Annotated in this window: 17 protein-coding genes; 13 read left to right on the forward strand and 4 right to left on the reverse strand. The window is 65.0% G+C overall.

From position 1 onward, the window contains the following. Positions 1 to 2: 2 nt before the first annotated feature. Genes BCO18175_RS08335 through BCO18175_RS08345 form a run of 3 tightly spaced genes read left to right on the forward strand, consistent with a single transcriptional unit; the run spans position 3 to position 3162 of the window. Positions 3 to 875 (forward strand): polysaccharide deacetylase family protein, encoded by an 873-nt coding sequence (locus tag BCO18175_RS08335; RefSeq protein ID WP_174980211.1) that lies wholly within the window; start codon positions 3 to 5, stop codon positions 873 to 875. Next, positions 872 to 1780, forward strand: coding sequence for a polysaccharide deacetylase family protein (locus BCO18175_RS08340; protein WP_254607993.1), 909 nt, complete (start codon positions 872 to 874; stop codon positions 1778 to 1780). The genes BCO18175_RS08335 and BCO18175_RS08340 overlap by 4 nt, the downstream gene beginning before the upstream one ends. Next, the gene (locus BCO18175_RS08345) at positions 1777 to 3162 is read left to right on the forward strand and encodes an MmgE/PrpD family protein (protein WP_174980213.1); all 1386 of its coding nucleotides are present in this window, start codon (positions 1777 to 1779) and stop codon (positions 3160 to 3162) included. Before BCO18175_RS08340 ends, BCO18175_RS08345 begins: the two co-directional genes overlap by 4 nt. A 109-nt stretch (positions 3163 to 3271) precedes the next feature. On the opposite strand, the gene BCO18175_RS08350 is transcribed toward BCO18175_RS08345, so the two are convergent. Further along, a complete protein-coding gene (locus tag BCO18175_RS08350) occupies positions 3272 to 4219 on the reverse strand; it encodes a mannuronate-specific alginate lyase (protein ID WP_254607994.1) in 948 nt (315 codons plus the stop codon). A gap of 438 nt (positions 4220 to 4657) precedes the next feature. Here BCO18175_RS08350 and BCO18175_RS08355 point away from each other — a divergent pair, with 438 nt between their 5' ends. Beyond that, complete coding sequence (locus BCO18175_RS08355; RefSeq protein WP_174980215.1) at positions 4658 to 6850, forward strand: TonB-dependent siderophore receptor; 2193 nt, start codon at positions 4658 to 4660, stop codon at positions 6848 to 6850. Between the two features lie 22 nt (positions 6851 to 6872). Here the strand turns inward: BCO18175_RS08355 and BCO18175_RS08360 are convergent, their stop codons facing one another. Then, on the reverse strand, positions 6873 to 7679 hold the full coding sequence (locus BCO18175_RS08360) for a response regulator transcription factor (RefSeq protein ID WP_174980216.1): 807 nt from the start codon (positions 7677 to 7679) through the stop codon (positions 6873 to 6875). Between BCO18175_RS08360 and BCO18175_RS08365 the strand changes: the two genes are divergently transcribed. The 5 genes from BCO18175_RS08365 to BCO18175_RS08385 all read left to right on the forward strand — a co-directional run bounded on the left by BCO18175_RS08365 (position 7674) and on the right by BCO18175_RS08385 (position 16491). After that, on the forward strand, positions 7674 to 7829 hold the full coding sequence (locus BCO18175_RS08365; RefSeq protein ID WP_174980217.1) for a hypothetical protein: 156 nt from the start codon (positions 7674 to 7676) through the stop codon (positions 7827 to 7829). The two genes, BCO18175_RS08360 and BCO18175_RS08365, sit on opposite strands and share 6 nt — an antisense overlap. A 982-nt stretch (positions 7830 to 8811) precedes the next feature. Next, the gene (locus BCO18175_RS08370) at positions 8812 to 13113 is read left to right on the forward strand and encodes a YadA-like family protein (protein ID WP_174980218.1); all 4302 of its coding nucleotides are present in this window, start codon (positions 8812 to 8814) and stop codon (positions 13111 to 13113) included. Positions 13114 to 13828: 715 nt separating this feature from the next. Next, the gene (locus tag BCO18175_RS08375) at positions 13829 to 14752 is read left to right on the forward strand and encodes a hypothetical protein (protein ID WP_174980219.1); all 924 of its coding nucleotides are present in this window, start codon (positions 13829 to 13831) and stop codon (positions 14750 to 14752) included. Positions 14753 to 15103: 351 nt separating this feature from the next. Further along, the gene (locus BCO18175_RS08380; RefSeq protein WP_174980220.1) at positions 15104 to 15511 is read left to right on the forward strand and encodes a VOC family protein; all 408 of its coding nucleotides are present in this window, start codon (positions 15104 to 15106) and stop codon (positions 15509 to 15511) included. A 230-nt stretch (positions 15512 to 15741) separates the two neighbouring features. Further along, positions 15742 to 16491, forward strand: a complete 750-nt coding sequence (locus BCO18175_RS08385; protein ID WP_174980221.1) for an SDR family oxidoreductase — start codon at positions 15742 to 15744, stop codon at positions 16489 to 16491. An 18-nt stretch (positions 16492 to 16509) separates the two neighbouring features. Here the strand turns inward: BCO18175_RS08385 and BCO18175_RS08390 are convergent, their stop codons facing one another. Further along, positions 16510 to 17040, reverse strand: a complete 531-nt coding sequence (locus BCO18175_RS08390; protein ID WP_174980222.1) for a toxin — start codon at positions 17038 to 17040, stop codon at positions 16510 to 16512. Between the two features lie 226 nt (positions 17041 to 17266). Next, positions 17267 to 18361, reverse strand: coding sequence for a hypothetical protein (locus BCO18175_RS08395; protein ID WP_174980223.1), 1095 nt, complete (start codon positions 18359 to 18361; stop codon positions 17267 to 17269). A gap of 509 nt (positions 18362 to 18870) precedes the next feature. Between BCO18175_RS08395 and BCO18175_RS08400 the strand changes: the two genes are divergently transcribed. The 4 genes from BCO18175_RS08400 to BCO18175_RS08415 all read left to right on the forward strand — a co-directional run bounded on the left by BCO18175_RS08400 (position 18871) and on the right by BCO18175_RS08415 (position 24692). Continuing rightward, positions 18871 to 20085 (forward strand): MFS transporter, encoded by a 1215-nt coding sequence (locus BCO18175_RS08400; protein WP_254607995.1) that lies wholly within the window; start codon positions 18871 to 18873, stop codon positions 20083 to 20085. Between the two features lie 594 nt (positions 20086 to 20679). Then, positions 20680 to 22377 carry a M4 family metallopeptidase gene (locus BCO18175_RS08405; RefSeq protein ID WP_174980224.1) on the forward strand — a complete coding sequence of 566 codons (1698 nt, stop codon included), beginning with the start codon at positions 20680 to 20682 and terminating at the stop codon, positions 22375 to 22377. Positions 22378 to 22937: 560 nt separating this feature from the next. Further along, positions 22938 to 23405, forward strand: a complete 468-nt coding sequence (locus BCO18175_RS08410) for a MaoC/PaaZ C-terminal domain-containing protein (protein ID WP_174980225.1) — start codon at positions 22938 to 22940, stop codon at positions 23403 to 23405. 333 nt (positions 23406 to 23738) lie between these two features. Then, positions 23739 to 24692, forward strand: a complete 954-nt coding sequence (locus BCO18175_RS08415; protein ID WP_174980226.1) for a LysR family transcriptional regulator — start codon at positions 23739 to 23741, stop codon at positions 24690 to 24692. The last annotated feature ends 14 nt before the right edge of the window (positions 24693 to 24706 follow it).

The following is a 24706-nucleotide window of genomic DNA, read 5'->3' on the forward strand; positions in this document are numbered from 1 at the left end:
AGATGACGGACCTCGCTCCCCGCTGGCCGGACGCGAAGCGCGCATGCGTCGCGCTCGCGTTCGATCTCGACGGCCCGACCGGCGACGCGATGCTGAACGGGTCGATCTGGCACAACCCCGCGTATTTCACGCTCGGCAGCTACGGGCCGTGGCGCGCGCTCGGCCGGTTGCTCGACATGCTCGCGTCGTTCGACCTGCCCGCGACGTTCTTCGTGCCCGCGTGGATCGCGCAGACGTGGCCCGCGCAATGCGCGGCGATCGTCGAGCGCGGCCACGAAATCGGCTATCACGGCTATCGGCACGAAGCCTTCTGGACGCTCGAGCCCGAGCGGCAGCGCGAAATCATGGCGCAGTCGGCCGACGTCTTCGCGCGCACGCTCGGCGTGCGGCCGGTCGGGTTTCGCACGCCGTCCGGCGACTGGAGCGACGCGACCGTGGCCGTGCTGCGCGAGGCGGGCGTGCGCTATTCGAGTTCGATGCGCGGCGACGACCGGCCGTACCTGCTGCACGGCACGGACGGCGCGCCGCCGCTCGTCGAGATTCCGGGCCGCTGGGAGACCGACGATTACGCGTCGCTCGCGTATCACCGCAACCCCGACTATCCGGCCGGGCTCGACCGGATCGCCGGTTACGGCGCGACACTCGACAACTGGACGCGCGAATTCGACGGCGTGTACCGCGAAGGGCTGTGCCTGACGACGCTGCTGCATCCGAAGGTCTGCGGCAAGCCGGGGCGCATCGCGCTACTGGAGGCGTGGTTCGCGCACATGCGCGCACGGGATGGCGTATGGTTCGCGCGCTGCCGCGAAGTAGCCGACTGGTGGCTCGCGCAGGCCGCGCGAGATGCACAACCGACGCAACGGAGCAACGCGTGACGATATTTCCTGCATGGCCGGGCAGCGCGCGCTGCGCGGTCGCGATCACGGTCGACTTCAACGACATTCATGGCATCCAGACCCGCGAGCCGCGCATCGTCGGCCGCGAGAAATCGCTGTCGGTGTGGCGCTACGGCGCGACCCGAGGCGTCGACCGGTTGCTCGCGGCATTCGACGCGTTCGGCGTACCGGCGAGCTGGTTCGTGCCCGGCGTCGTCGCCGAAACCCACGGGGCCGCGGTGCGCGAGATCGCGGCGGCCGGCCACGAGCTCGGCGTGAGCGGTTATCGCTGCGAGGATTTTGATGTGCTGCCGCTCGCCGCGCAGATCGGTGCGTGCCGCGCCGGGCGTGCCGCACTGGCGGACGCGACCGGCCGCGACGTGGAAGGGTTTCGCTCGTTCACCGGCAACTGGGCCGACGGTTTCGTGGATTTTCTCGTCGCGGAAGGCTTCACGTGGTCGTCGTCGTGGCGCGGCGACGATCGGCCGTACGTGCATCCGCGCGGCGACGGCGGCACGGAAGGTGCGCGGCTCGTCGAACTGCCGCTCCACGACGAACTCGACGACGAGCCGTACTTCGCGTTCAACCTGTCGCCGCCCGTGCCTGCCGGCCAGCCTCGTATCGCGGCCTATCGCGACGTGCTCGACAACTGGCTGCGCGACGTCGACGGGTTCCGGCGCTTCGGGCTGTGCTGCGTGCTGCGCCTGCATCCCGAGATTATCGGCACGCCGGCGCGCATCGATCTGCTGCGGGCGTTGCTGGCTCACCTGCGCGACGCGGGCGACGTGTGGTTTGCCACCGGGTGCGAGATCGCGCGCTGGTGGCGCACCCAGGCGCCCGTCAATGAACCGGGCCATCCGGTCGACGTGTTCGCGCACTGCGTGGCAGAGGAGTCGGCGAGATGACGACGGATGCACAAACACGCGCGACGCGGCTCGCGGCGTTCGTCGCGCAGACGGCCGCCGACGCGTTGCCGGAGGAGGTCGTCGCGAAGGCCAGGCGTCACGTGCTCGACACATTCGGTGCCGCGCTGGCCGGCACGTCGGCCGTCGAGACGCGCAGCGCCCGCGCGCTGACCGGCGACACCGCGCACGGCGGCGCATCGCTCTGGGGCACGCGCCGGACCGCCGGCGCGCGCGACGCGGCGTTCGTCAACGGCATTGCCGCGCATGCGCTCGAACTTGACGATTCCGGCGGCTGCGATCATTCCGGCGCGGTCGTTCTGCCTGCCGTGCTCGCCGCGTTGTCGTGTGCCGGCCGTCCCGTGACGGGCCGGGAATGCGTGGCGGCGATCGTGCTCGGCTACGACGTCGGCCGGCGCGTACTCGAAGCAGCCGGCGGCTACTCGGTTCACAACGGCGCGGGCTGGCACTCGACGCTCAGTTGCGGCGTGTTCGGCGCGGCGGCCGCCAGCGCGCGCGTGCTCGGGCTCGACGCCGCACGCACGCGCGATGCGCTCGGTCATGCGGCGAGCTTTTCCGGCGGGCTGTGGAGCTTCATTCACGACGGATCGCAGACGAAGCGGTTGCACGCCGGGCGCGCGGCGGAAGGCGGCGTGCTTGCGGCGCTGCTCGCGCGCGAAGGCGTAAGCGGTCCCGCCCGCGTGTTCGACGACGTATGGGGCGGCTTCCTCAACACGTTCGCCGCGCAGTCCCGTGTGCCCGACGCGTTGACCGACGGCCTGGGTGAGCACTGGAAGCTGATGCGCTGCTCGATCAAGCCGCATGCATCGTGCCGCAGTGCGCATGCGGCCGTCGACGCGGCGCTGCAGCTTGCGGACGGACGCACGTTCGACGCGGGCGAGATCGAGCGGGTGGTCGTGCGGGCGAGCGCGTTCGTGGCACGGATGTGCGGCGGCCGCGACCTGTCGACGCTGTCATCCGCGCAAATGAGCCTGCCGTATGCGGTGGCGGCGGCACTCGCGTTCGGCGACACGGGGCTCGGCGTCTATCGCGACGACCGGCGCACCGATCCGCGCGTCACCGCGCTGCTCGCGCGCATCGAGGTCGACGTCGATCCCGCACTCGGCGATCTCGACGAGCCGACGGTCACCCTGTATCGCGCGGACGGAATGCGGGAATCACGGCACGTGCCGATCGCGCTCGGCGATCCGCGCAACCCGCTCTCCGACGCCGCGCTGCTGGCAAAATTTCGTGAGCTGGCGGGCATGGCGCTCGGCCCTGCGCAGGTCGAAGCCCTGGGCGACGTATGCCTGTCGCTGGACCGGCAGGCGGACGCGCGCGTGCTGAACCAGCGGCTCGCAGGCGATCCGGACAGCCGCGATTGAATGTCCGATGGGGTTCGTGCGGCCGCTGCGGCTGCAACATGTTCGCGAGAAGCTGCCGGCCGACGATACGGCGGCGCTCAGGATGCGCCGCGTGCGCGGGTGACCGGGCTTATGGCAGCGGCGCACCCCAGACCGCCGTCACGTCGTCGCCGAGCCGCCATTCACTGAACGGGCGGCGCGGCGCGATGATCGCCGGCAAGCGGCTATCGTGAAAGCGCGCGTAGTACGGCTCGACCCAGCTCAGTTCATCGCGGAACGTCCACGGGAACAGTTCCTGCCTGACCGGCGTGATGGCCGTGAAGCTCGCGGGGTTCTCCACCGCGTTGATGACGAGATTCGCGAGGCGGCCGATCGCGCCGTCGTTTTCCCGGTAGAGATCGATATGGCGCCGCTGCACGAGTTCCGCCGCGAACACGAGCGGGAGCAGCGCGAACGTGTGATAGTGCAGCGCGCGGTTGCCGCGTTTGACTTCGCGCGCGAGCGACCCGTCGGGCCCGATGTCGCGGATGCCTTCGCGTACCCGCAGCAGCCCCGAGTCGACGAGGCTCGTGTTGCCGGTCACGGTGCCGATGGCGATCAGGTCGAGTCCGGCCCAGTACACGAGGTTGTTGTGCAGATGGTTGATCGCCTCCGCATCGCGGGTGGCGATCGCGATGCGTTCGAGCCATGGATCGATCGCGTCGAACCGCGCGCGGTTGGCTTCGCGCACGTCGCGCGGCATGCGCAGGATCACCATCGCGAAGTCGGTGCCGGCCCAAGAACGCTCGTAGTAGCCCTGGTATCCGGAGATCCGGCCCATCAGCGCGTCGGCCCTTGCCCAGCTTTCCAGCAGGCTCGCCGCACACGACCAGTCCCCGTGGTCCGCCGACGCATTGAGCCGTGAAATGAAATCGCGCATCGGCTTCACGGCGCGCGCATAGCCCGCGGCGTCGTCATAGTAGCCGGGCGGATCGATCGTCGTGACGGCCGCCGGGATGTCGCAGGCGCGGGCCGGCGGCACGACGGCGAAGAGCGCGCTCACGACGAGCCACGCGGCGAACAGCGGTCGAGTCGACATGCGGCGCATACGGTCCTCGGTGGTGACGGTAGTGTGGCAAAGCCCCCTGGAGCGGGCAACATCGCGACGCTGGACGTGCGCGGCCGGCAAAGCACGACGAATCCCGGCGATATGCGCAGAGTCGAGCAGCCTCGTGGCCGCTCATGGGGCGCACGCAGTCTAGCGCCCCCGTCTTTCATCCGCCTTGCCCGGCAGCAGCCGTATGGATCGATCCCGAGCCGGCCCCCGCCTTCCACGCGGCGAACACCGACGCACTTTTTTAAAGACCTCGCCACGTTCGCCCGGTATCATCGCTGCGCTCGCGAACGACGCCATTGGCGGAGCATGCCGACTCGCGCGCAACCAGCATCGCAAGCATGACAACACAGGGCGGACGCCGACGGCGCGTCGCGCCGCGATCAGGCCGAATCGGCCACCAGCACGACGGAGCATGGAACGATGGTAACGGGGACGGGTGCGGCGCGACGCGCGAGGGCGATCGCTGCCGGGGGCGCGTTGTACGTGGCGGCAACGGGCGGCGCACACGCGCAGGCGTCGGGTGCGGCAGCCACGCCGCCGGCCGGCGCGGCGGCGGCCGTGCTGCCGGCAATCGACGTGACAGGGAAGGCCGACGGCGCGTCGAGCGGGCTCGTCGGGCTGCGTTCCACGGCCGGCACGAAGACCGACACGCCGGTGGCCGAGATTCCGCAAACGATCAATCTCGTGACCGCGCAGCAGATCGAGATGACGGGCGCGACCGATCTGAACCAGGCACTGCGCTACGTGCCGGGATTCGCGACGTTCGGCGCCGACAGCCGCACCGACTGGTATGCGGCGCTGCGCGGCTTCACGCCGACGCTGTACGTCGACGGCGTGGCAGCGCCGAATACGGCCGTAATCGCGAACTGGCGCGTCGACCCGTACACGATCGACTCGATCGCCGTGCTGCGCGGGCCGACGTCGGTGCTGTACGGCGCGGGGGAGCCCGGCGCGATCGTCGACGCGCACACGAAGCTCGCCGACGGCGAACGCGTCCGCGAAGCCGGCGTGCAGCTCGGCAATGACGCGCGCAAGCAGTTCATGGTCGATGTCGGCGACGCGCTCGATCCGGACGGCCGATATGCGTACCGCTTCGTCGGCGTGGCGCGGGACGGCAACGCGGTAACCGGCCCGAACGGCGACCGGCGTGTCGCGCTGGCGCCGTCGTTCCGATGGCGGCCGAACGCCGACACGTCGCTGACGGTCTCGGCGACATTCCTGCAGGACAGCGGCGATATCTCGTCGAACTTCCTGCCCGCGTCGGGCACGGTGTTGCCGAACCCGAACGGCCGCCTGTCGCAGGACATCTACATGGGCGCCCCCGGGTTCAACGACTACCGGAAGAAGCAATGGTCGGTCGGCTACACGCTGGAGCACCGCGTGAATGCAATCTGGTCGCTGCACCAGGACGTGCGCTGGTCGCACCTGTCGCTCGACGACGCGACGGTGTTCGGCATCGGCCTGGTGCCCCGCAGCACCACCAACATGATGCGGTATGCGGGGCTGTTCCAGCTCAACTACAGCCGGCTCGATATCGACAACCACGCGCAGGCGCGCTTCGGCACGGGGCCGCTCGAACACACGCTGCTGCTCGGCGCGCAATATGACCGGCAGACGACGACCAACAGCGTGTGGCTTGCGATCGCGCCGTCGCTCAACCTGTATCACCCCGTCTACCGGCCCGTCACGGCCGCGATTTTCTCCGGCCCGACGTCGCTTGGTCACGTCGACCAGTACACGGCGATGAACGGGTTCGGCGTGTACGCGCAGGACCAGATCCGCTGGAAGCGCTGGACGCTGACGCTCGGCGGCCGCGAGGATTTCGTCAATGCGAGATTCGACGACCGGACGGCCGGCACGCAGGTGCAGCAGGACGTCAGTGCGTTCTCCGGCCGCGTCGGGCTCACCTATCAGGGGGACGCCGGGCTGTCGCCGTACGTGAGCTATTCGACGTCGTTCGATCCCGTCATCGGCGTGAGGGTGTACGGCGGCGGCTTGCCTAAACCGACGCGCGGCAAGCAGACGGAAGCCGGGTTGCGCTGGCAGCCGCCCGGCAGGAACCTGATGCTGACCGCGGCCGTCTACCAGATCGACCAGACCAACGTCGCGACGCCGACGCCGGTGAATCTCGACCCGACGGGCACGACGTCCGTGCAGACCGGCAAGGTGCGCTCGCGCGGGATCGAGCTGAGCGCGGTCGGCAAGGTCAGCCGCGAGTTGTCGGTCGTCGCGTCGTATGTCTATCAGGACGTCAAGAACGTGCAGGCGAACGACGCGTCGCTGAACCACTGGCCGGTGGCCGTGCCGCTGCCGCGGCAGATGGCGTCGATGTGGGCCGACTGGACCTGGCGCACGGGTGCGCTGTCGGGCCTCGGGATCGGCGGCGGCGTGCGCTACCAGAGTGCGTCGGCCGGCGCGCCGGACAACTCGCTGACGGTACCGAGCGTGACGCTGGTCGACCTGGCGCTGCACTACGAAATGCCGCACTGGCGGTTCGCGCTGAACGTCGCGAACCTGTTCGACCGGAGTTATGTCAGCGGCTGCCAGTCGTACGCCGTCTGCGTGTTCGGCAACGAGCGGACCGTGCTGGCCACCGCGAAATACAACTGGTGATCGTGAACGCGCGAAACGCGTCCTAAGCGTCGCGTTGCGGCTCCCGACGCACGGCACGTTCGCCGGCGTGGCGCTGGCGCCGCCACTCGGTCGGCGTGAGGCCGAAACGTTCGCGGAATGCGGTCGCGAAATTCGCCGGTGTGGAAAAGCCGATTTCCTTCGCGATGCTGGCAATGCTGAGCGATGTCGAATCCAGCAGATCCTGCGCGATCCGCAGCCGCTCGTGCCGCAGATACTCGAACACCGTCTGGCCGAGATTGTCGCGAAACGCACGTGAGAGCCGCTTTTCATGCGTGCCGACCGCGCGAGCCAGTTGTTCCACCGTCGGCGGGTCGTTCAGCGTCCGCGCCAGATGGCGGATGGCCGCGCGCACGATGATGTCGTCGTCCTTGCCGGCCACGAACGGGCTTTCCGTGTCGACGGGCCGGTCGCGCTTCTCCCGCGCGAGCTGCACGCGAATCCGCGCGAGCACTTCGGCCGGCTCGAACGGCTTCACCACATAGTCGACACAGCCGATTTCGAACCCCTCGAGGCGCTCGTGCAATGCGCCGGCCACGGTCAGGAAGATGACCGGAATCGTGCACGTCAGCGGATCGGCGGCAAGCAGCCGGCACGCGGTGAAGCCGTCCATGCGCGGCATGCGGACATCCATCAGGATCAGGTCGGGCATGAGCGCCTGCGCGCGCTGGCACGCCTGCAGCCCGTCGGATGCAATGCTGATCCGGCACCCCGTGCCGCGCAGGATGTCGATCAGCAAGCGAAGCTGGTCGGGCTGATCGTCGACGATCAGGATATGGGCATCGCCCAATGCGGAGATCGATGGATGCATCGTGCACCTGTTCTGGAATGGCTGCTGGCTGCGTTCCTGCGGGTGGCCGGCCCGGTTCGGATCAATCGTCGGAAGCTGCTCTATGGCGACGTACAAGCGCATCGATATTCGGATTTCGCCCACTACCCGACGGACAACCGGCCGGCGTAATTCCCCGCACGGGTTGTTTTGATCGCTGAGTGGGTAAAGATTCGGTGCATTGCCGTCGTCGTGCGCCGAAAAGCACGCGGCTGCCGGTATCGATGCGAGCCGAATTGTAGGGGCATATTTAGATTCTCGCCAGACGCGTTGACTCTATTCGCTTCATTCCGCTTTTCTGATTCTTCATCGGGTATTGTGATTTGCGTTTGCGGCGCGGCATGCTGATGCCTGTCCAATTCCGCCATTTTCATTGGCACCGCACGTGCAATCGCGCGGCTCGGAAATTTTTCGTCGAAAACTTTTTGCTGGAATTTATTTTTAATCCGCTTTGGCAAATAGTTTATCCGCTCCACAAAACATCCAGATTAATTTTGGCGGCGCGAAATCGTTTGCGAGATGAGCATTTTTAACGCAAGTTATTGAATATATTGAATTTTACAATCTATAAAGAATGTCACCTTCAATAATTTTAGATCGTGTCCCATAATTCGTCCGAACTTTGAACGCAGGGTTGCACCGAGCAACACAAGGCACGGCGGGTTGCGACGGACGTTGTGCGATTCGGATCCGAGGCATCGATTGATGTGCATCCGAACGCATGTCCGTTGTGCGCAGGCGACAATCCGGTTGCCGTGGATGAAATAAAAGAAGCGGGGTTGGTCGCGGTCAGCGCGGCATCAAATCAGGGGTGTCCATAAAAGCGGGTTGAATCTCCGGATTCAGTCGCTGGGCGAATTCGCCCATACAACACAATATGCATTCCTAATGTATTACCTGGATTAACGGAACGGGCCGTAACAGAAACGGCGTGCCCGGGTTTTCGAACGTCCCGTCGCTACGGGCGGACGATGCGTGTCGCCTTCGGCACGCTCGAGCCGGGCATGGGCATCGGGTTCCGCACTGAAGTCGCAATCGTAATCGCAGCTGAAGTCTTCAATAAACGTAAGTAGTCCGTATTCAAACCAAACGCTATAAAACGGAGCAGAAGACCATGAAGAGGAAGCAGATTTCGGCACTTGCCGCCGCCATGTTCACGGGTGCAGGTGTCTTTATCGCCGGGGCCGCGCATGCGGACAACTTCGTCGATCGAGGCAACCCGGACAACGCGCTGAGCGGTCAGTGCATCGATGGGACGAACCCGCTGTGCGTATCGACCAAGAGCGGGAGTTACGTGGCGGTGAGCACGACGAACGTCACGATGGGAACGAATGCCAGGGCCGGTACCAGCGGTATCGCGATCGGCGACCAGTCGAATGCGGCCAGCAAGGGCGGCACCAGCAGCGGCGGTTCGATTGCTGTCGGCGTCGGCGCGCAGGCGCTGGCTAACTCGGCCACGGCGATCGGCACGGTGGCCGTCGCGCAAGGCAATACGGCGCTCGCCATCGGCCGCCAGTCGGCCGCGCTCGGCGACTTCTCGATGGCACTCGGCAACGTCGCGGACGCACGCGGCACGAGCTCGATCGCACTCGGTCACTCGGCGCTGGCAAGCGGTGATCGTTCGGTCGCGATCGGCGGCGCGAACCCGACGTCGAGCGACGGCGTGTCGGCCGGCGCGTCGTATGATGCGGCCACCCAAACGCGCGCCGGCGGCACGCAATCCGTGGCGATCGGCGCAGGCGCGCAGACGAACGACAACAACCAGGTGGCGATCGGCTCGGGCAGCGTTGGTGCGAACAATGGCGGCACACCGGTGTTCGGCGGCACGGCCGCGCCGGTTGGTGGCGCGGTGTCGTTCGGCGCAATCGGCAACGAGCGCCAGCTCAAGAACGTCGCGGCGGGTGCGGCCGATACGGATGCCGTCAACGTCCAGCAGCTGAAGAACGTGAACGGCACGCTCACCACGAGCATTGCCAACGTCGACGCGCGTGTGACCAGCGTGGGCAACAGCCTCAGCACCGGCATCGTGACGGCGACGAAGAACGTCGTGAAATACACCGACGATTCGCATGCGGCGATCGCGCTCGACGGCGGCAACGGCACGACGATCAGCGGCGTCGCGGCGGGTGTCGCCAACACCGATGCGGTCAACGTCGGTCAGCTGAAGGGCAGCATCGCACCGCTGCAGACGTCCATCTCGACGGCGGCGTCGAACATCACGAACCTGCAAACCAGCGTAACCGGCATCAACACGTCGCTGAGCACGGCGACCACGAACATCGGCAACCTGCAGGCGGCCGATGCACGCAACGTGAAGTATGACGGCCAGAGCGGATTCGACTCGGTGACGTTCGCCGGCACGAACGGCACGACGCTGCACAACGTCGCAGCGGGTGTCGCGAATACGGACGCAGTCAACGTCGGTCAGCTGAACGGTGGCCTGTCGTCGCTCAGCACGAGCGTGACGAACAACCTCAGCACGACGCTCGGCAACCTGAGCACATCGGTCACCAACCAGATCGGCAACGCGACGAAGAACGCCGTGCAGTACGACGATGACGCACACAGCGGCGTGACGCTCGGCGGCAAGGGCGCGCAGTCGCCGGTCGGCCTGCACAACGTGGCGGACGGCATTGCCGCGAGCGACGCCGTGAACGTCGGCCAGCTCGGCAAGGCAACCGACACGCTCAACCAGTCGATTACGAATGTCGGCAACAACGTGACGACGCTCGGTAACCAGGTGACGACGAATACGGGCAACATCGCGGCGCTCCAGCAGGATGCGCTTCTGTGGAACGCGAACCTCGGCGCGTACGATGCGAGCCACGGCGGCAACGGTCCGCAACGCATCGGCAACGTCGCGGCCGGCGTCGCCAACACCGATGCGGTCAACGTCGGTCAGCTGACGGGCAGCATCGCGCCGCTGCAATCGTCCATCTCCACGGCGGCGTCGAACATCACGAACCTGCAGGGCAACGTCACCGGCATCAATGCATCGCTGAGCACGGCGACCACCAACATCAGCAACCTGCAGGCAGCGGACGCACGCAACGTGAAGTACGACGGCCAGAGCGGGTTCGACTCGGTGACGTTCGCCGGCACGAACGGCACGACGCTGCACAATGTCGCCGCCGGTGTCGCGAACACCGACGCGGTGAACGTCGGGCAACTGAACGGCGGCCTGTCGTCGCTCAGCACGAGCGTGACGAACAACATCAACACGACGCTCGGCAACCTGAGCACGTCGATCAACAACCAGATCGGCAACGCGACGAAGAACGCCGTGCAGTACGACGATGACGTGCACAGCGGCGTGACGCTCGGCGGCAAGGGCGCGCAGTCGCCGGTCGGCCTGCACAACGTGGCGGACGGCATTGCCGCGAGCGACGCGGTGAACGTCGGCCAGCTCGGCAAGGCAACCGACACGCTGAACCAGTCGATCACGACCGTCAGCAACAACGTGACGACGCTCGGTAACCAGGTGACGACGAATACGGGCAACATCGCGGCGCTTCAGCAGGACGCGCTCCAGTGGAACGCGAATCTCGGCACCTACGATGCGAGCCACGGCGGCAAAGGTCCGCAACGCATCGGCAATGTCGCGGCCGGCAAGAACGGAACGGACGCGGTCAACGTCGACCAGTTGAACGCGGCGATTCAGGACGGCACGAGCCAGCTCGATGCGCTCGCCGTGAAATACGACGACGCGAGCAAGAAGCAGGTTTCGCTCGGCGCCGGGAACGGCGGGAGCCCGGTGCGACTGACCAATATCGCGGAAGGCAACGTCGCGGCCGGCAGCACGGACGCGGTGAACGGCGCGCAACTGCGCCGCGCGACCGACGGCACGGCGGCCGCGCTGGGCGGCGGCGCAACGGCGAATCCGGACGGCTCGATCAGCGCGCCGGCCTATAAAGTCGGCGGCGGTTCGTTCAACAACGTCGGCGACGCGCTCACGAACCTCGACGGCCGTGTCGGCAGCAACACGACGACGCTCGAGAATCACGAAACGCGCATCGGCAACGCCGAAACGAACATCGCCGGCAACACGGCCGCGATCGCCGGGCTGCAGCAGGACGCGCTGCAGTTCGACCCGAAGGCCGGCGCATACAACGCGGCGCGCGGCGGTGCACCGACGAAGCTGACGAACGTGGCCGACGGCAACATCGCCGCAGGCAGCACGGACGCGGTGAACGGCGGCCAGTTGTCGGGCGTGAAATCGTCGCTCGAACAGCAGATCACGCAGGTGTCCAATCAGGCGGGCGAGGCCGTGAAGAACGTCGTCAAGTACGACGTCGACGCGAACGGCAACCGGATGAACTCGGTATCGCTGATCGGCGGTGACGCGAATGCGGCCGTCGTGCTGAAGAACGTCGCCGCGGGCACTGCCGATACGGACGCGGTGAACGTGAAGCAGCTGAAGGGCGTGCAGTCGAGTCTCAACCAGCTCGGCGCGCTCGCGGTGCAGTACGACGACAGCTCGAAGAGCTCGATCACGCTCGGCGGCGCCGGCGGCACGCGCATCACCAACGTGCAGGCAGGCACGCTCAGCGCAACCAGCACGGACGCGGTGAACGGCTCGCAGCTCTACGCGACCAATCAGCAGGTTGCGAAGAACACGACCGATATCACGAACCTGCAGGGGAACGTGACCAACATCGCCAACGGCAACGCCGGCCTCGTGCAGCAGCAGGATCCGAACGGCGCGATCACGGTCGGGAAGGACACCGGAGGCACCAGTGTGAACTTCTCCGGCACGGCGGGCGACCGCGTGCTGACCGGTGTCGCGGCGGGCGTGAACAACAACGACGCGGTCAACATGGGTCAGTTCAATAGCGCGCTGAAGAACGCGGCGGCCAACGACCAGATCCGCGCGGCGGCGACCGATGCGAACACCACGTGGATCGTGCGTGCCGATGCGGGTTCGATCGGGTCGACGGCAACCGCAACCGGCAAGAACGCGGTGGCGGTCGGCCAGGGCTCCGTCGCCGATCGCGACAATTCGTTCTCGGTCGGCGCGAAGGGCAGCGAGCGCCAGGTCACGAACGTCGCGGCCGGCACGGCGCCGACCGATGCGGTGAACGTGCAGCAGCTGAACGACAACCTGTCGGCCGCGTCGAATCAGGCGAAGGGCTACACCGACCAGCGCATCGGCCAGGTGTACAACTCGTTCAACGACCTGAAGAAGGACATGTACGGCGGCGTGGCATCGGCAATGGCCGTGGCCGGCCTGCCGCAACCGACGGGCGCGGGCCGCTCGATGGTCTCGGCGGCTACGTCGAACTATCACGGCCAGCAGGGTTTCGCCGCCGGGTACTCGTACGTGACGGAAAGCAACCGCTGGGTCGTCAAGGCGTCGGTGACGGGCAACACGCGTTCGGACTTCGGCGCGGTGGTGGGCGCCGGTTACCAGTTCTGACGTCGTTCGCGCGGCATTGATCGACCGGTCGTGCCGGGCAGCGGTTGTGATGCCCGGCACCGGCGGAAAATCCGTGGCCCGGGGTGGATTTGTCGACCCCGGGCCATTGGCGCTTGATGCGTCGCAAAGATCGATATGGTTGCGCCGGGCCTGTCATGAGAGCATGGCTTGTGCCCCGATGGCATGTGTCATCCGCATGAAAGAAGGCGCATGGCCTGCGCCAGGGGCGTGCGCATTTCACGCGATGCCGTCGGCAGTCGACAGTGCTTCGCGAGAAACGACGCCCGTCGATGCAGTCGATGGATGATTTATTCGCCGATAGTGGTGATAATCGTCAGCTGGCGCAATGCAACCCGCGTTGAGCGTGTCCGAGCACGTCTTCCAATCCCGTATTGGCGCCGACAACGACCAATGAAAACGATGAAACCCGTCAACAAGATGCTTCCTGCGCAGCGCTTTGCGTTGCCGCGTCAAATTCGGCTGCCTGCCTGCGCGGCACCGGCCGTCATGCCGTCGGCGTTTCCGGCCGGTCACGGCTACCGGTACCGCTGAGCACCCGGACAATCCGCTCCATTTGTTCAAGAAAATAGCCGTCGCCTGAATCGATCAGCCGGGCAATCGGTATCGACCGGCGATATCCGTTAGTGCACCCCGTTGGATGGGCATCGGGTCACATAACGACGCATCATGGAACCGCACACTGGGGGAAAGGCAGATGATCGGGAAGTTTGCGTGGCTGTCCGTCGTTTCGCTTCTGGTCTCGGCATGCGGGGACCATTCCGGGCACACCGATTCCGCGTCGAATGCGCAGTCTGCGGCCGCTTCCTCGGCACACGCCGTTGCCGCACAGGGCGACGGTAGCGAGAAGCGCCCGGCACCCGTGCCGCCGAGGCCCGGCCAGGTACTCGAGGCCATTTACCAGAAGGACGCGCATGGCGAGGACACGATGGAGATCGCCAATGGAAGCCAGGCCTCTTACTGGTACGGCCACGCGTTCGATCTGAACGGCAACCACTTCTTCACCGGTTTCGCTTACGACACGCCGAACAAGTACGCCGAACAGGAGAAAACCGCGGCCCCGGCGCCCGACGCCAGGGTGACGATCACCGAAGCAACGTTCGAATGGACCACGGACGGCGGCGTGGCCGGCTGGAACATGGTCGGGTCGGAGCGCTCCATCGGCGAGTTTGGCGGCTACGAGAAGGCCGACACGATCGACGACAAGGAGCCCGCAGTGAGTATGACGACACCGAACGGGCAGATCGTGCTGGCGGTCCCGACCTGGTATCTGGCCTCCGGTACCCGGATCAAGTCGTTCAGCATGTTCGTCTATCAGCGCACCAATGCGACAAGCAATCCTGACGATACTGACTGGACTTATGCCGGCAATGTGTTTCGCGGTAACGACAACGGCGCGGCATGCGATGCCGACGGCACCGGCAATCACGTCCCGTGCGTGACCGGCTCGTCGACCCTGACCTTCCTGCCGGCCGTGGGCCGCGATTGGCCGCGTCTTCGTGTGGCGATGAAGGGGACGGGCATCGACAACGCCGGTCAGAAGAAGACCTACGGCGCCACGGATGTCGTCGAATACCGGTTCAATCCGAAGACGAAGGTTTACGAAGCGGCGAAGACGTAGGGCGGCATGCGGCATGTCGCTGTCAACGATGGTTCCACTTGTACAGGTAGAAAATCGAATGACCGCTGCAATCGCCGGGGCCGACAAGCGATAGCGAAAATTGCTTTTGGGACGCTTCGCGCGTTCACTTGAACCCGAACCTGTCGATCGGGCAAATCCCGGCACGAATGCGAGTAGCGCGATCCGCGGCGAACACACCCGCGCCCCGATCCTCGGTTTCACGCGGGTTCGCGCGCTGTCGAAACGTGCGTCCAATGCGAGTTGTCGAATGCGAGCACCGGCTCGTATTCTGAAGTCGTCGGGCGGGAAGGCATGGGGCCACCGCCGATCACCGCATCAGAGAGCACGACAATGACCGAAACGACACAAACGATGAAGCTCAACCACCTGAGCTTCCCCTCGGCCGACACGCTGGCGACGGCCCGATTCTTCGAGCGATACCTCGGCTTCACGATCGCGGGAAGCTGGGACAAATCCTGGATCCTCAAGCGCCCGGGCTTCGACGTCGTGATCGATCACGTCGGCGACGGCGTGCCCGCGTGGCCGACGAATTTCCACGTCGGCTTCGAACTGCCGAGCCTCGATGCCGTGCGCACGTTGTTCGAGCGATTCACGGCGGAGGGCGTCGCAATGGAGACGGACATCTTCAACAACGGGCGTGGTTCGCGCTTCTTCTGCCGCGCACCGGGCGGCGTGATGTTCGAACTGAACACGCGCGCGGATGCCGCGCCGGAATATCGCGAGACCTTCGACGACTGACGCGGGTACGTGTCGCGCCGCGCCCAACCGCTGGCGTGCGTGCGCGAAGGGCTGGTGATTGCCGTCGAGTGCGGATTGTTGCAGTGCGCGACATGCGCCAGTTCCTGCCACCCGCAACCCGGCGCGCGCTTTGTCGTTGCGCAGGACTTCAAGCGCAAGAAACGGAGTGTCTGCCTGCGTAGGGTCGCCTACATTGCCGTGACGAACCTCACTCACGGGATGTAAAGACAATGACCTTACTCGAAGGGAAAGTAGCCATCATCACCGGCGCCTCTACCGGCATCGGCCGCGCGATCGCGCTGATGTTCGCGGCGCACGGCGCATCAGTCGTATTGGGCGCGCGAAGCGAAGCCACCCTGAATCAGGTTGTCGACGAGATCCGTCGTCAGGGCGGGCAGGCGTGCGCATGCGCCGGCGACGTCGATCACGTCGATACGCATCGGAGGCTCGTCGAGACGGCCTTGCGCGAGTTCGGCGGCCTCGACATCGCGATCAACAACGCAGGAACGGTCGGGCCGCTCAAGCCGCTCGCCGACATTTCGCTCGACGATTGGCAGCAGACGCTGTCGACCAACCTGACGGCGGCCTTCCTGGGAGCGAGCAACCAGATTCCCGTGATGCTTGAACGCGGAGGCGGTTCGATCGTCTTCACGTCCAGCTTCGTCGGAACCAGCGTCGGTCTTCCCGGCATGGCCGCGTATGGCGCGTCCAAGGCCGGCTTGATGGGATTGGTGAAGGGAATCACCGCGGACTATGCGGCACGGGGGATTCGGGCAAACGCACTGTTGCCGGGCGGCGTGGATACCGCGATGGGTGGAGACCGGGAGCAGAAGGAATGGGCAGCCGGGCTCCACGCGATGAAGCGTATCGCCAGCCCCGACGAGATCGCGTCCGCGGCGCTGTTCCTGGCGAGCCCGATGGCCAGTTTCGTTACGGGCTCGGCCCTGTTCGCCGACGGCGGGAATGCGGCCGTGAAGTGATGCGCCGTTGGCGCAAGCTCAACCGCCGGCGCGGGCCAGCATGTCGATGACTGCGCGGGTGCGCGACGGGCTGGTGATTTCAACCCAGTGCAGATGCGCGAATTTCGGGTCGTCACGCAGGCCGGCGAACTTGACACGATTCTTGGCGAACGTGGTGTATGACCACAGCAGCACCGACTCCCGGGAGAATGCCATCCGCAGCGATTCACGGTTTCCGTGCGAAAGCTCGGTGCGCATGAGCCCTCGGCTCAACGTGCGCCAGAGCACCCGGGAGAACACCGTCCGTCGCCCGAAGTTCAGCCAGATCACGTGCGTGGCTCTCGACCAGAGCACGTCGCGCACGGCGCTGTAGTTCCCGTCGGCGACCCATCGGTCGCCGGCCGTCGCGGCCAGCACGGCGCTCTCGAACTGTTCCGGCGGCACGGCTGTCCAGCCGGGGCCCCAGTAGAGTCGATCCAGCTCGATGTACGGGCAGCCTGCTGCTGCCGCCAGTGCGCTGGAAAAGGTGGATTTCCCCGCTCCGCTGGTTCCAACGACGATGAAGCGCATGTGTTTGACCGCGGCTGAATTTTTGAAGCTGCGTATTGTGCCTCATGCGTGCCGCATGCAGGAAGCGGCCCTTCGAATGCCGCGGTTCGTCATTGAATATTCGCGATGCCCGGGCTTGCTCCGCCGACCCATCTGCATTGGCGGGGCAGCCTGGTCAACGCCGTATCAGCCTGACGGGCCGTTGCTCGGACCCGTCACACGCAGGCTGAAGACGGAACCCTTCCGGTCACTTCTTGAGCGACACCACCATGTTCTGCGTGTTGCCGAAGGGGACGTAATCGAAGCGGAGTTGTTTGGAGGTCGACTGCGGAACTCCGTCGATGGCGATAACCTGCTTGTGCAGCATCGCCGACTGGTCGAACGCGCTGCCGGCGCCGTAGAGGGTGAACTTGCCCGTGGCCTTGGACTCAGGCGTCGACTGGAAGTTGAACAACCCCTCGGGATACGTCTTGTTACCCAGGAAATCGAAAGGCTTGCCGCCGGAATACGTATCGAATTCCACATTGGCGTTGTGCGAGATGGAAAACGTTGCCGTCGACGCACTGTCGTAAAACTCGACCGCGTCGGTGACGAACTTCGCATTTGCATCGACCTGAGCCCAGACCCGCACGCTTTTGCGCAACGTAATCTGCTTGCTCGTCATCGCGCTCTTCGCACGCTTTCCGAACGCGAGACGCGATTCGGCGATCTCCATCTTGCCGCCCGTTGATTCCATGTGCAGCGAGTAATCGTTGCCCGGAACCCGGGGCAGCGCCGCCGGCAGAACGGCATACTCGCTGAATGTCAGCACGATCTCTTCGGCACGGACATTCACCGCGGACTGGCCCAGGACACGCAGCTTCTTGGTGCTGGCGTACAACCGGCAGTAGACGTCATAGCGGCTGGCGCCGGCCAGTTCCAGATCGAGGAGAAGGTCGATATACATGCCGAGCAACGGCGGGACCAGGCCGCCCGCATTCACCGTATCGAAACGGCTGGCCTCGAACGCGGCGTCGACGATCCTGAAGTTGACGAACGGGTGACCGATGAGCTTGTGCGGATACGGGCCCATCGTGAAATCGACGCCGCGCGCATCGCCGGAATTGCCGCGCATCACGAGGGCACCGCTACGAAGATTGATTTCAACGGGCGGGATGTCGTTGTCGAAACTTCCGCCCCATACCGACGACTGCCGGGACAGCAGCGTCAACGTTCCGGCGGGAGCGATCATCGAGAAGGATTTGCCGGCTTCCTTGTCAAAGGAAGGGGCGCTCGATTCATTCACGTCCGCCGTGCTGTATGTCTGGTTTTCGTTGGGCTTCCAGATGAAGAATTCTGGCATGATGCTCTCCTGATTCATTCGAACGGTACGCACGGGTGCGTTGAATTCTTCCCCGTCAGTCTCGAGGTTGATCGAACGATGACCGGCGCTTGATTGGCTCTGTTCGACCAGCCTGAAGTCAGGCGCATGGCGAAAGAGTGACGCCAATATAGGACCGGTTTTTTCGAGAATCGATTACACGTGATTACGCTGCGCGGCGTGCCTGCAGCGCCTGTATCGGGGGGCGAGCAGAGGTGTCCGGGCCGGGTAGTCTCGCCGCCCCGCAATGGCCATTTGAATGTGACATCGACGTCGGCTGTTCGCTGCCTGCGCCTTTGTACGACCAACCACAACAATCCTGCCGCACACCGCCGCGGCCAACCTCGACAAGATCAAAAGAGAGAAACGATGGCGACCGAACCCGGGTTGCGGGACAGCATGCATGTGCGTAGCACCCGCGACGGCAGCCCGTCATGTGTGCGCGGATGGGTAACGGCCGGGCCCGCGTCTCGAGCGAATCGGGGGCTGGCATGAGCGACAAACCCGTTCTTGCTGCCGGCACACCGTGCGAACCGGCGGCGTCGACTGCGTCCCTGATGGCGCTGGCCTGTCTGATCGTCTTCATGGCGCAAATGGCGACGACGGTGTACCTGCCGTCGCTGCCTGTCGTCATGCGCGAACTGAAGATGACGCAAGGCGGCGCCGAATTGTCCATCTCCGCCTATGTGATCGGCGCGGCGCTGCCGGTGCCGTTCTGGGGCGCCGCCGCGGAACGCTGGGGCAGGCGTGGCCCGCTGCTGATTTCGCTGTTGCTGTTCGTCGCCAGCAGCCTGCTGCTCGCCAGCTGCACGCTCGCACCGGCGCTGCTCGTGTTGCGCGCCCTCCAGGGCATCGGGGGCGGCGGCGCGGCGATCATCGCCAGAATCATCGTTCGAGACAACTGGCGCGGCGACGAACTGGCGCGACGCCTCTCCGTGTTGTCGATCGCCTTCATCACGGCGCTGGGCGGCGGCCAGTTCGTCGGCGGGCTGATCGGCCGATACAGTCACTGGCAAACGGGTTTCGTGCTGATGGCCGTCATCGCCGCGCTCGCGATCGGTCTGTCGTACGCGTTGCCGTTGAAGGCGGGAAACCGCACCGCTGTCACGTCGGGCATGGCCGGCACTTACGGGCTCCTGCTGCGGCGCCCGGGCTTCCTGTGGCCAGCCTGCGCCGGCGGGTTGGGGTTCGCGACGATCGTGACCTTGCAGGAAGTGAGTCCGTTCGTGTTCCAGGAGCATTTCAAGCTGGCCGTGACGAGCTTCGGCAGTATCGGCCTGCTGCTCGGCATCGCCTATTTCAGTGGGGCAATGCTGGTCAATCGCCTCGTGAGACGGGTCGGCGGGGTCCGGCTGATGCAGGCCGGCGCCGCGCTGGTTGCGTTGGCAACCACGTTGATGCTGGCGTCGTGGCTGGGCGGCCTGCTGGCCCATTTCACCGGCCTGTGGATCTTCATCGCGCTGTATTGCCTCGCGATTTTCGGGCAGGCAGTGCTGTTTCCCAACAGCATGGCGACCGCCGTCAGCGATGCGCACGAACATGGCGCGCACGCGATGGCCTTGTGCGGCTTCCTGCAGCAGGGACTGGCGGGCATCGCCGCGACAGCCGCGGTGCTGCAGCACCATGGCGGCACGTGGACGCTTGCCGTGTTCGTGCTGGGGGCGCTGACGTGGCTGGTGGTGCAGGTCAAGGTGAGGGGCAGGTAGGCGGCAGGCGTCAACGGATGGTTCATCGGCCGCATGCGTCTTCCGCGAAAGCAGCGGTGTGCCACGGCGCACCCGCCATGAGTTGCGCCGCGTCGCCCGAACGAAAGATTCGTAGAAGGCATTATCTTGTTCGTCGTTCGCCTGGCTTTCACTACGAATTCAAAGGTATCGCCATCAAAAACCGGAATCGCAGCGTCATTGGCAAATGGTATTGATGCGCGCGAGACGGCAACAATCAAAATCAATATTTAATAAAGCAAATAGTATCCGCCGCTTTACGCCCGCTTCACATCATCCGTCCTGCCCGCCCCGCGCCACGCAACGCCTCGGCCTGATAACACCCGGCCCGCCAGGGACATTCCGCCGATGCAGCGTTGCCGATACCGACATCCCGGCCGACGAGATCATTTCAGATTTCTCACCAAATCATGAATCGATTAACATCGGCGACAGCAAAAATTAACCTGTCAGAAAATATCTTGTAATTATAAAAATGACCTTCTAGCATCCCTCTGCGGTTCGTGACATGTCTTAGATCAAAGTTTGTACTTGATGCATTCCTCGAACATCACCCATACATAGCCGGGGGATTACATGAAGAAACTGTCTCGTCTGCTGTCCATCACCGCGATTACCGTCGCGAGTCTCAGTGCTTTTGCCCAGGCCGGTGACCAGTCGGCTACGGTCGACAAGGCCCTGCAACTGATCCAGCAGAACCCGTCCGCCTTCAGTCTCGCAACCGGCGGCACAACACGCGCGTTGAAGTTCGCAGGGCCGCAGGCGAGCGCGCCGACGGATGGCGATCAGTTCCAGGTGCGCGACGTGATCGTCGATCCTGACGGCACCGAGCACGTGCGCTTCGATCGCTTCTACGCGGGCCTGCCCGTGATCGGTGGCGACGTTGTCGTCCATTCGAGCAAGGGGCAGTTGAAGCAGGCGAGCGTGACGCAGCTCGCGCCGATCAGTCTAGCCGGCAAGATCGGCAAGGTCGGAGACCGCTCCGTGGTGCGCAACGCACCCGACGTCGGTGCCGCCCGGGTCAAGCGCATCGCAGCCGCGCGTTTCGACTCGGACGTGCGTCGCGTCGATGACGCGGAACTCGTCGTGTTCGCACGCGACGTCACACCGACGCTGGCCTACGCGGTGCGCGTCTACGGCAAGGCGACCGACACGCATGGCGATGCCGTGCTGTACTACGTCGACGCGCGAACCGGCACCGTGCTCGACGCACAGGACCTGATCAAGACCGCCGCCGCGACCGGCACCGGCCGCTCGTTGTACTACGGCAACCTGACGCTCACCACCGACCAGACGGGCACGAACGCGTACCGGATGCTGGATCCGAGTCGCGGCTCCGGCTCGGTCTACGACGGCCGCGGCCTGACCTCGGACGACGTCGAGCAGGCGACTGACCTGCCGATCTTCACGAGCAGCACGAACTTGTGGGGCAACAACACGACCACCGACCGGCAGACCGTCGCCGCAGACATCGATTATGGTCTCGCACTCACTTGGGACTACTACAAGACTACGCACAACCGCAACGGCATCTTCAACGACGGCCGCGGCGTGAAGAGCTATGCGCACGTCGTATTCAATACCGGTAGCGGCACGACCGGCGCGAATGCGGCATGGCTGTCGTCGCACGTGATGGTGTACGGTGACGGCCAACCCGGCACCAGTCTGCCGAAACCGGTCGTTTCGGTCGACGTCGCCGGACACGAGATGAGCCACGGCGTGACCGAGGCCACGGCCAACCTGAACTATTCGGGCGACGCGGGCGGCCTGAACGAGTCGACGTCCGACATTTTCGGCACGCTCGTGAAGTACTACGCCAACAACCCGAACGATCCCGGCAACTACGTGATCGGTGCGCGCGTGGTGAGCGGCGGCCTGCGCAAGATGTACAAGCAGGATCTCGACGGCCGGTCGTTCAGCTGTTACCCGTCGGGTGGATTCTCGTGGTCGAATCCGCGCCATGATCCGCATTACACGTCGGGTGTCGGCAACCGCCTGTTCTACCTGCTGGCCGAAGGCCCGACGGTGCCGTCGACCGATACCGGCCTGACGCAGGCGAAGCTGGTCTGCAACGGCGACACGACCTTCAGCGGCCTGGGCCGCGAGAAGGCCGGCAAGATCTGGTACCGGACGCTGACCGTGTATCTGAACGCCAACTCGAGCTACCCGAACGCACGTCGTGCTTCGATCCAGGCGGCGAACGACCTGTACGGCGCGAATTCGGCCGAAAGCGCCACGGTCGCTCGCGCGTGGAGTGCGGTCGGGGTGAATTGATGGCGCTTGTGTCAGTGCGGTGAACGCCCGGGAATCGCGTGGCGATATTGCGTGCCGGAGAAAGGGGAACCGATCGAAGCCACGCGACACTCACGCGAATGACGGGCAGAGGTTGATCGGCCGCCTGCGATTGCAGGCGGCCGATCTTTTGTCGCACGCTTCATCGGTCCGTCCGTTATTCAGCGTTGAAGCGCCGAGCCGGAGGCAACCGGGCTGCTTGCGCCCGACAGGTTGCGAATCGCGTGACGGCCGCCGGTCCAGTCGGGCTTCGTGCGCGTGAAACGCAATCCGCAGAATCCCCACTTCAAAGTCTGTTTCCGTGATCGCACGCGGCTGCCTCGCGCCGGGCGGCGATGCCCCGGTCCGCGCCGACATTCCGCGATGGGGTGAACATCGGCCGCGGTGTGTCGGTGCCCGCATGAAATCGCCGTTCACGAATCGCCCCTGCGCGGAACGCGACTTGGCGCGGTTGTGTTTGGCATTTACCCTTGGTGACGCATCCGCAGTATCGCCAGAACCTGGAGTTCGGGAAGAACGGAAGAGGGGAGGAGGAGCGCATCATGACGGAAGCCATTTCCGGCGGCTGCCTTGACCGATTCGTGATCGGTGCGACTTGCCGGCACCCGATTCAGCATACGCTCACCGAGGCCTGCGACCTCCTGTTCAGCACGTTGACCCATCACGCGGAGCCGTTGTATCTGGATGGCGGGCGTGGCGGATCGTCCCCGCACCACGCTCGGGCGGCAAACAGCACGTTCGTGTTGTGCGTGGCCAGCGGTGCACACGCGTACGAGCTGAACCGGACACGCCATTCCATCGGCCTGGGCTGCACGGACGTCCGATTCGTACGACCCGTTTTCATCGGCGATACGATCTGGGCGGAAAGCGAAACCGTGGGCCGCTACGATACGGGCAACGAAGGCATCGTTATCGAGTTCGAATGTCGTGTCTACAATCAGCGCAACGAGCTGATCATCAAATTCCGGAGCCAGTGGTCGATGTCAGTGCCTGCATTGCCGCTCCAGTGACGAACGCCCGCGCGTTGCGCGCGATCTCGCACACCCGGCGGCAGACGCGCGGTTCACGAGCATGCGGTGAGCGTTGGTGCTACCGTATGCGCGTGACATCAGAGAAAAGTCTCCCGCGGTCATGCGGCCGATCCGATGTGCCGGCCGCGCAACCGGTGATCAGGAAAAGCGGCTTCAGCTGTTCGTTTCACGGACAGGATTCCCATAAAGACATGCCTCCCCGATAAGCGACGGGCCGACCCGCGCCTACGTGGAGCGAACACAGTACCGTGTCGCCGCAAGTCGATCGCTGTCGCGAGCGCTCGATCGAGCGACCGGACGGAAGGAGACATCATGAGTGCGTTGAGCGTGCACGGTTTGACCCGCCGGGTCGACCTTTTTACGTTGCGTCTGTTTCTCACGGTCGTGGAGGAGCGCCAGATCCGGCGCGCCGCGACGCGGGAAAACATCGCGCCATCCGCCGCGACGAAGCGTGTGCAGGACCTCGAGGACATCGCCGGCGTGCAGTTGCTCGAACGCATTCCGAACGGGGTCGTGCCCAATGCGGCGGGTGAAGTGCTTGCACGCTATCTGCGACAGATGTTCGAAAACTTCGAAGACATGCGGCGCGAGCTCGGCGAATTTTCGGCGGGCGTGCGCGGACACGTGAGCGTTGCGACGACAGGGGCCAGCGTTGTCCAGTATCTGGGGCGAGAATTCGGTGAGTTCGCACGCAACTATCCGCAAGTTGAACTCGAATTGAAGCAGGAACCCAACACCAACCTGGTTCGAGCCGTGACGACGGGCGACGTCGATCTGTGTGTGTACGTGGTGAGCGGCGACGTGGACGACACGCTGCTGGATACGCTGCCTTATCGTACCGACAGCTTCGTCGCCGTTGTTCCGCGTAATCATCCGCTCGCGGAACAACGCACGGTGAAGACCATCGATCTCGTGCGCGAGCCCTTCATCGCGCAACCGGTCAATACGACGCTGATGTTCAAGGTCAACGAAGCCGCACATGCGCTCGGGGAGACGATTCGCGCACGGTTCACGGTATCGGGCGCCGACGTCGCGCTGAGTCTGGTACAGGCGAGCCTCGGCGTGACGGTGCTGCCGGAATGCATGGTGCCGATGGACAGCCGCGACCGGTGCGCCGTCCTGCGCATCCAGGAGCCGTGGGCCGTACGGGTGCTGCGGGTCGGCACCCGAAAAGGCAAGGCCACGACCTCGGCCACGCGTGCGCTCATCGACCAACTGACCGGGCGCCCGAAGGCCGCGCCGTCGTCAGGCCCTCTGGCCGATTGATCGATGGGCCGGGC

The organism is Burkholderia lata (assembly GCF_902499335.1).
Lineage (GTDB): Bacteria > Pseudomonadota > Gammaproteobacteria > Burkholderiales > Burkholderiaceae > Burkholderia > Burkholderia lata_B.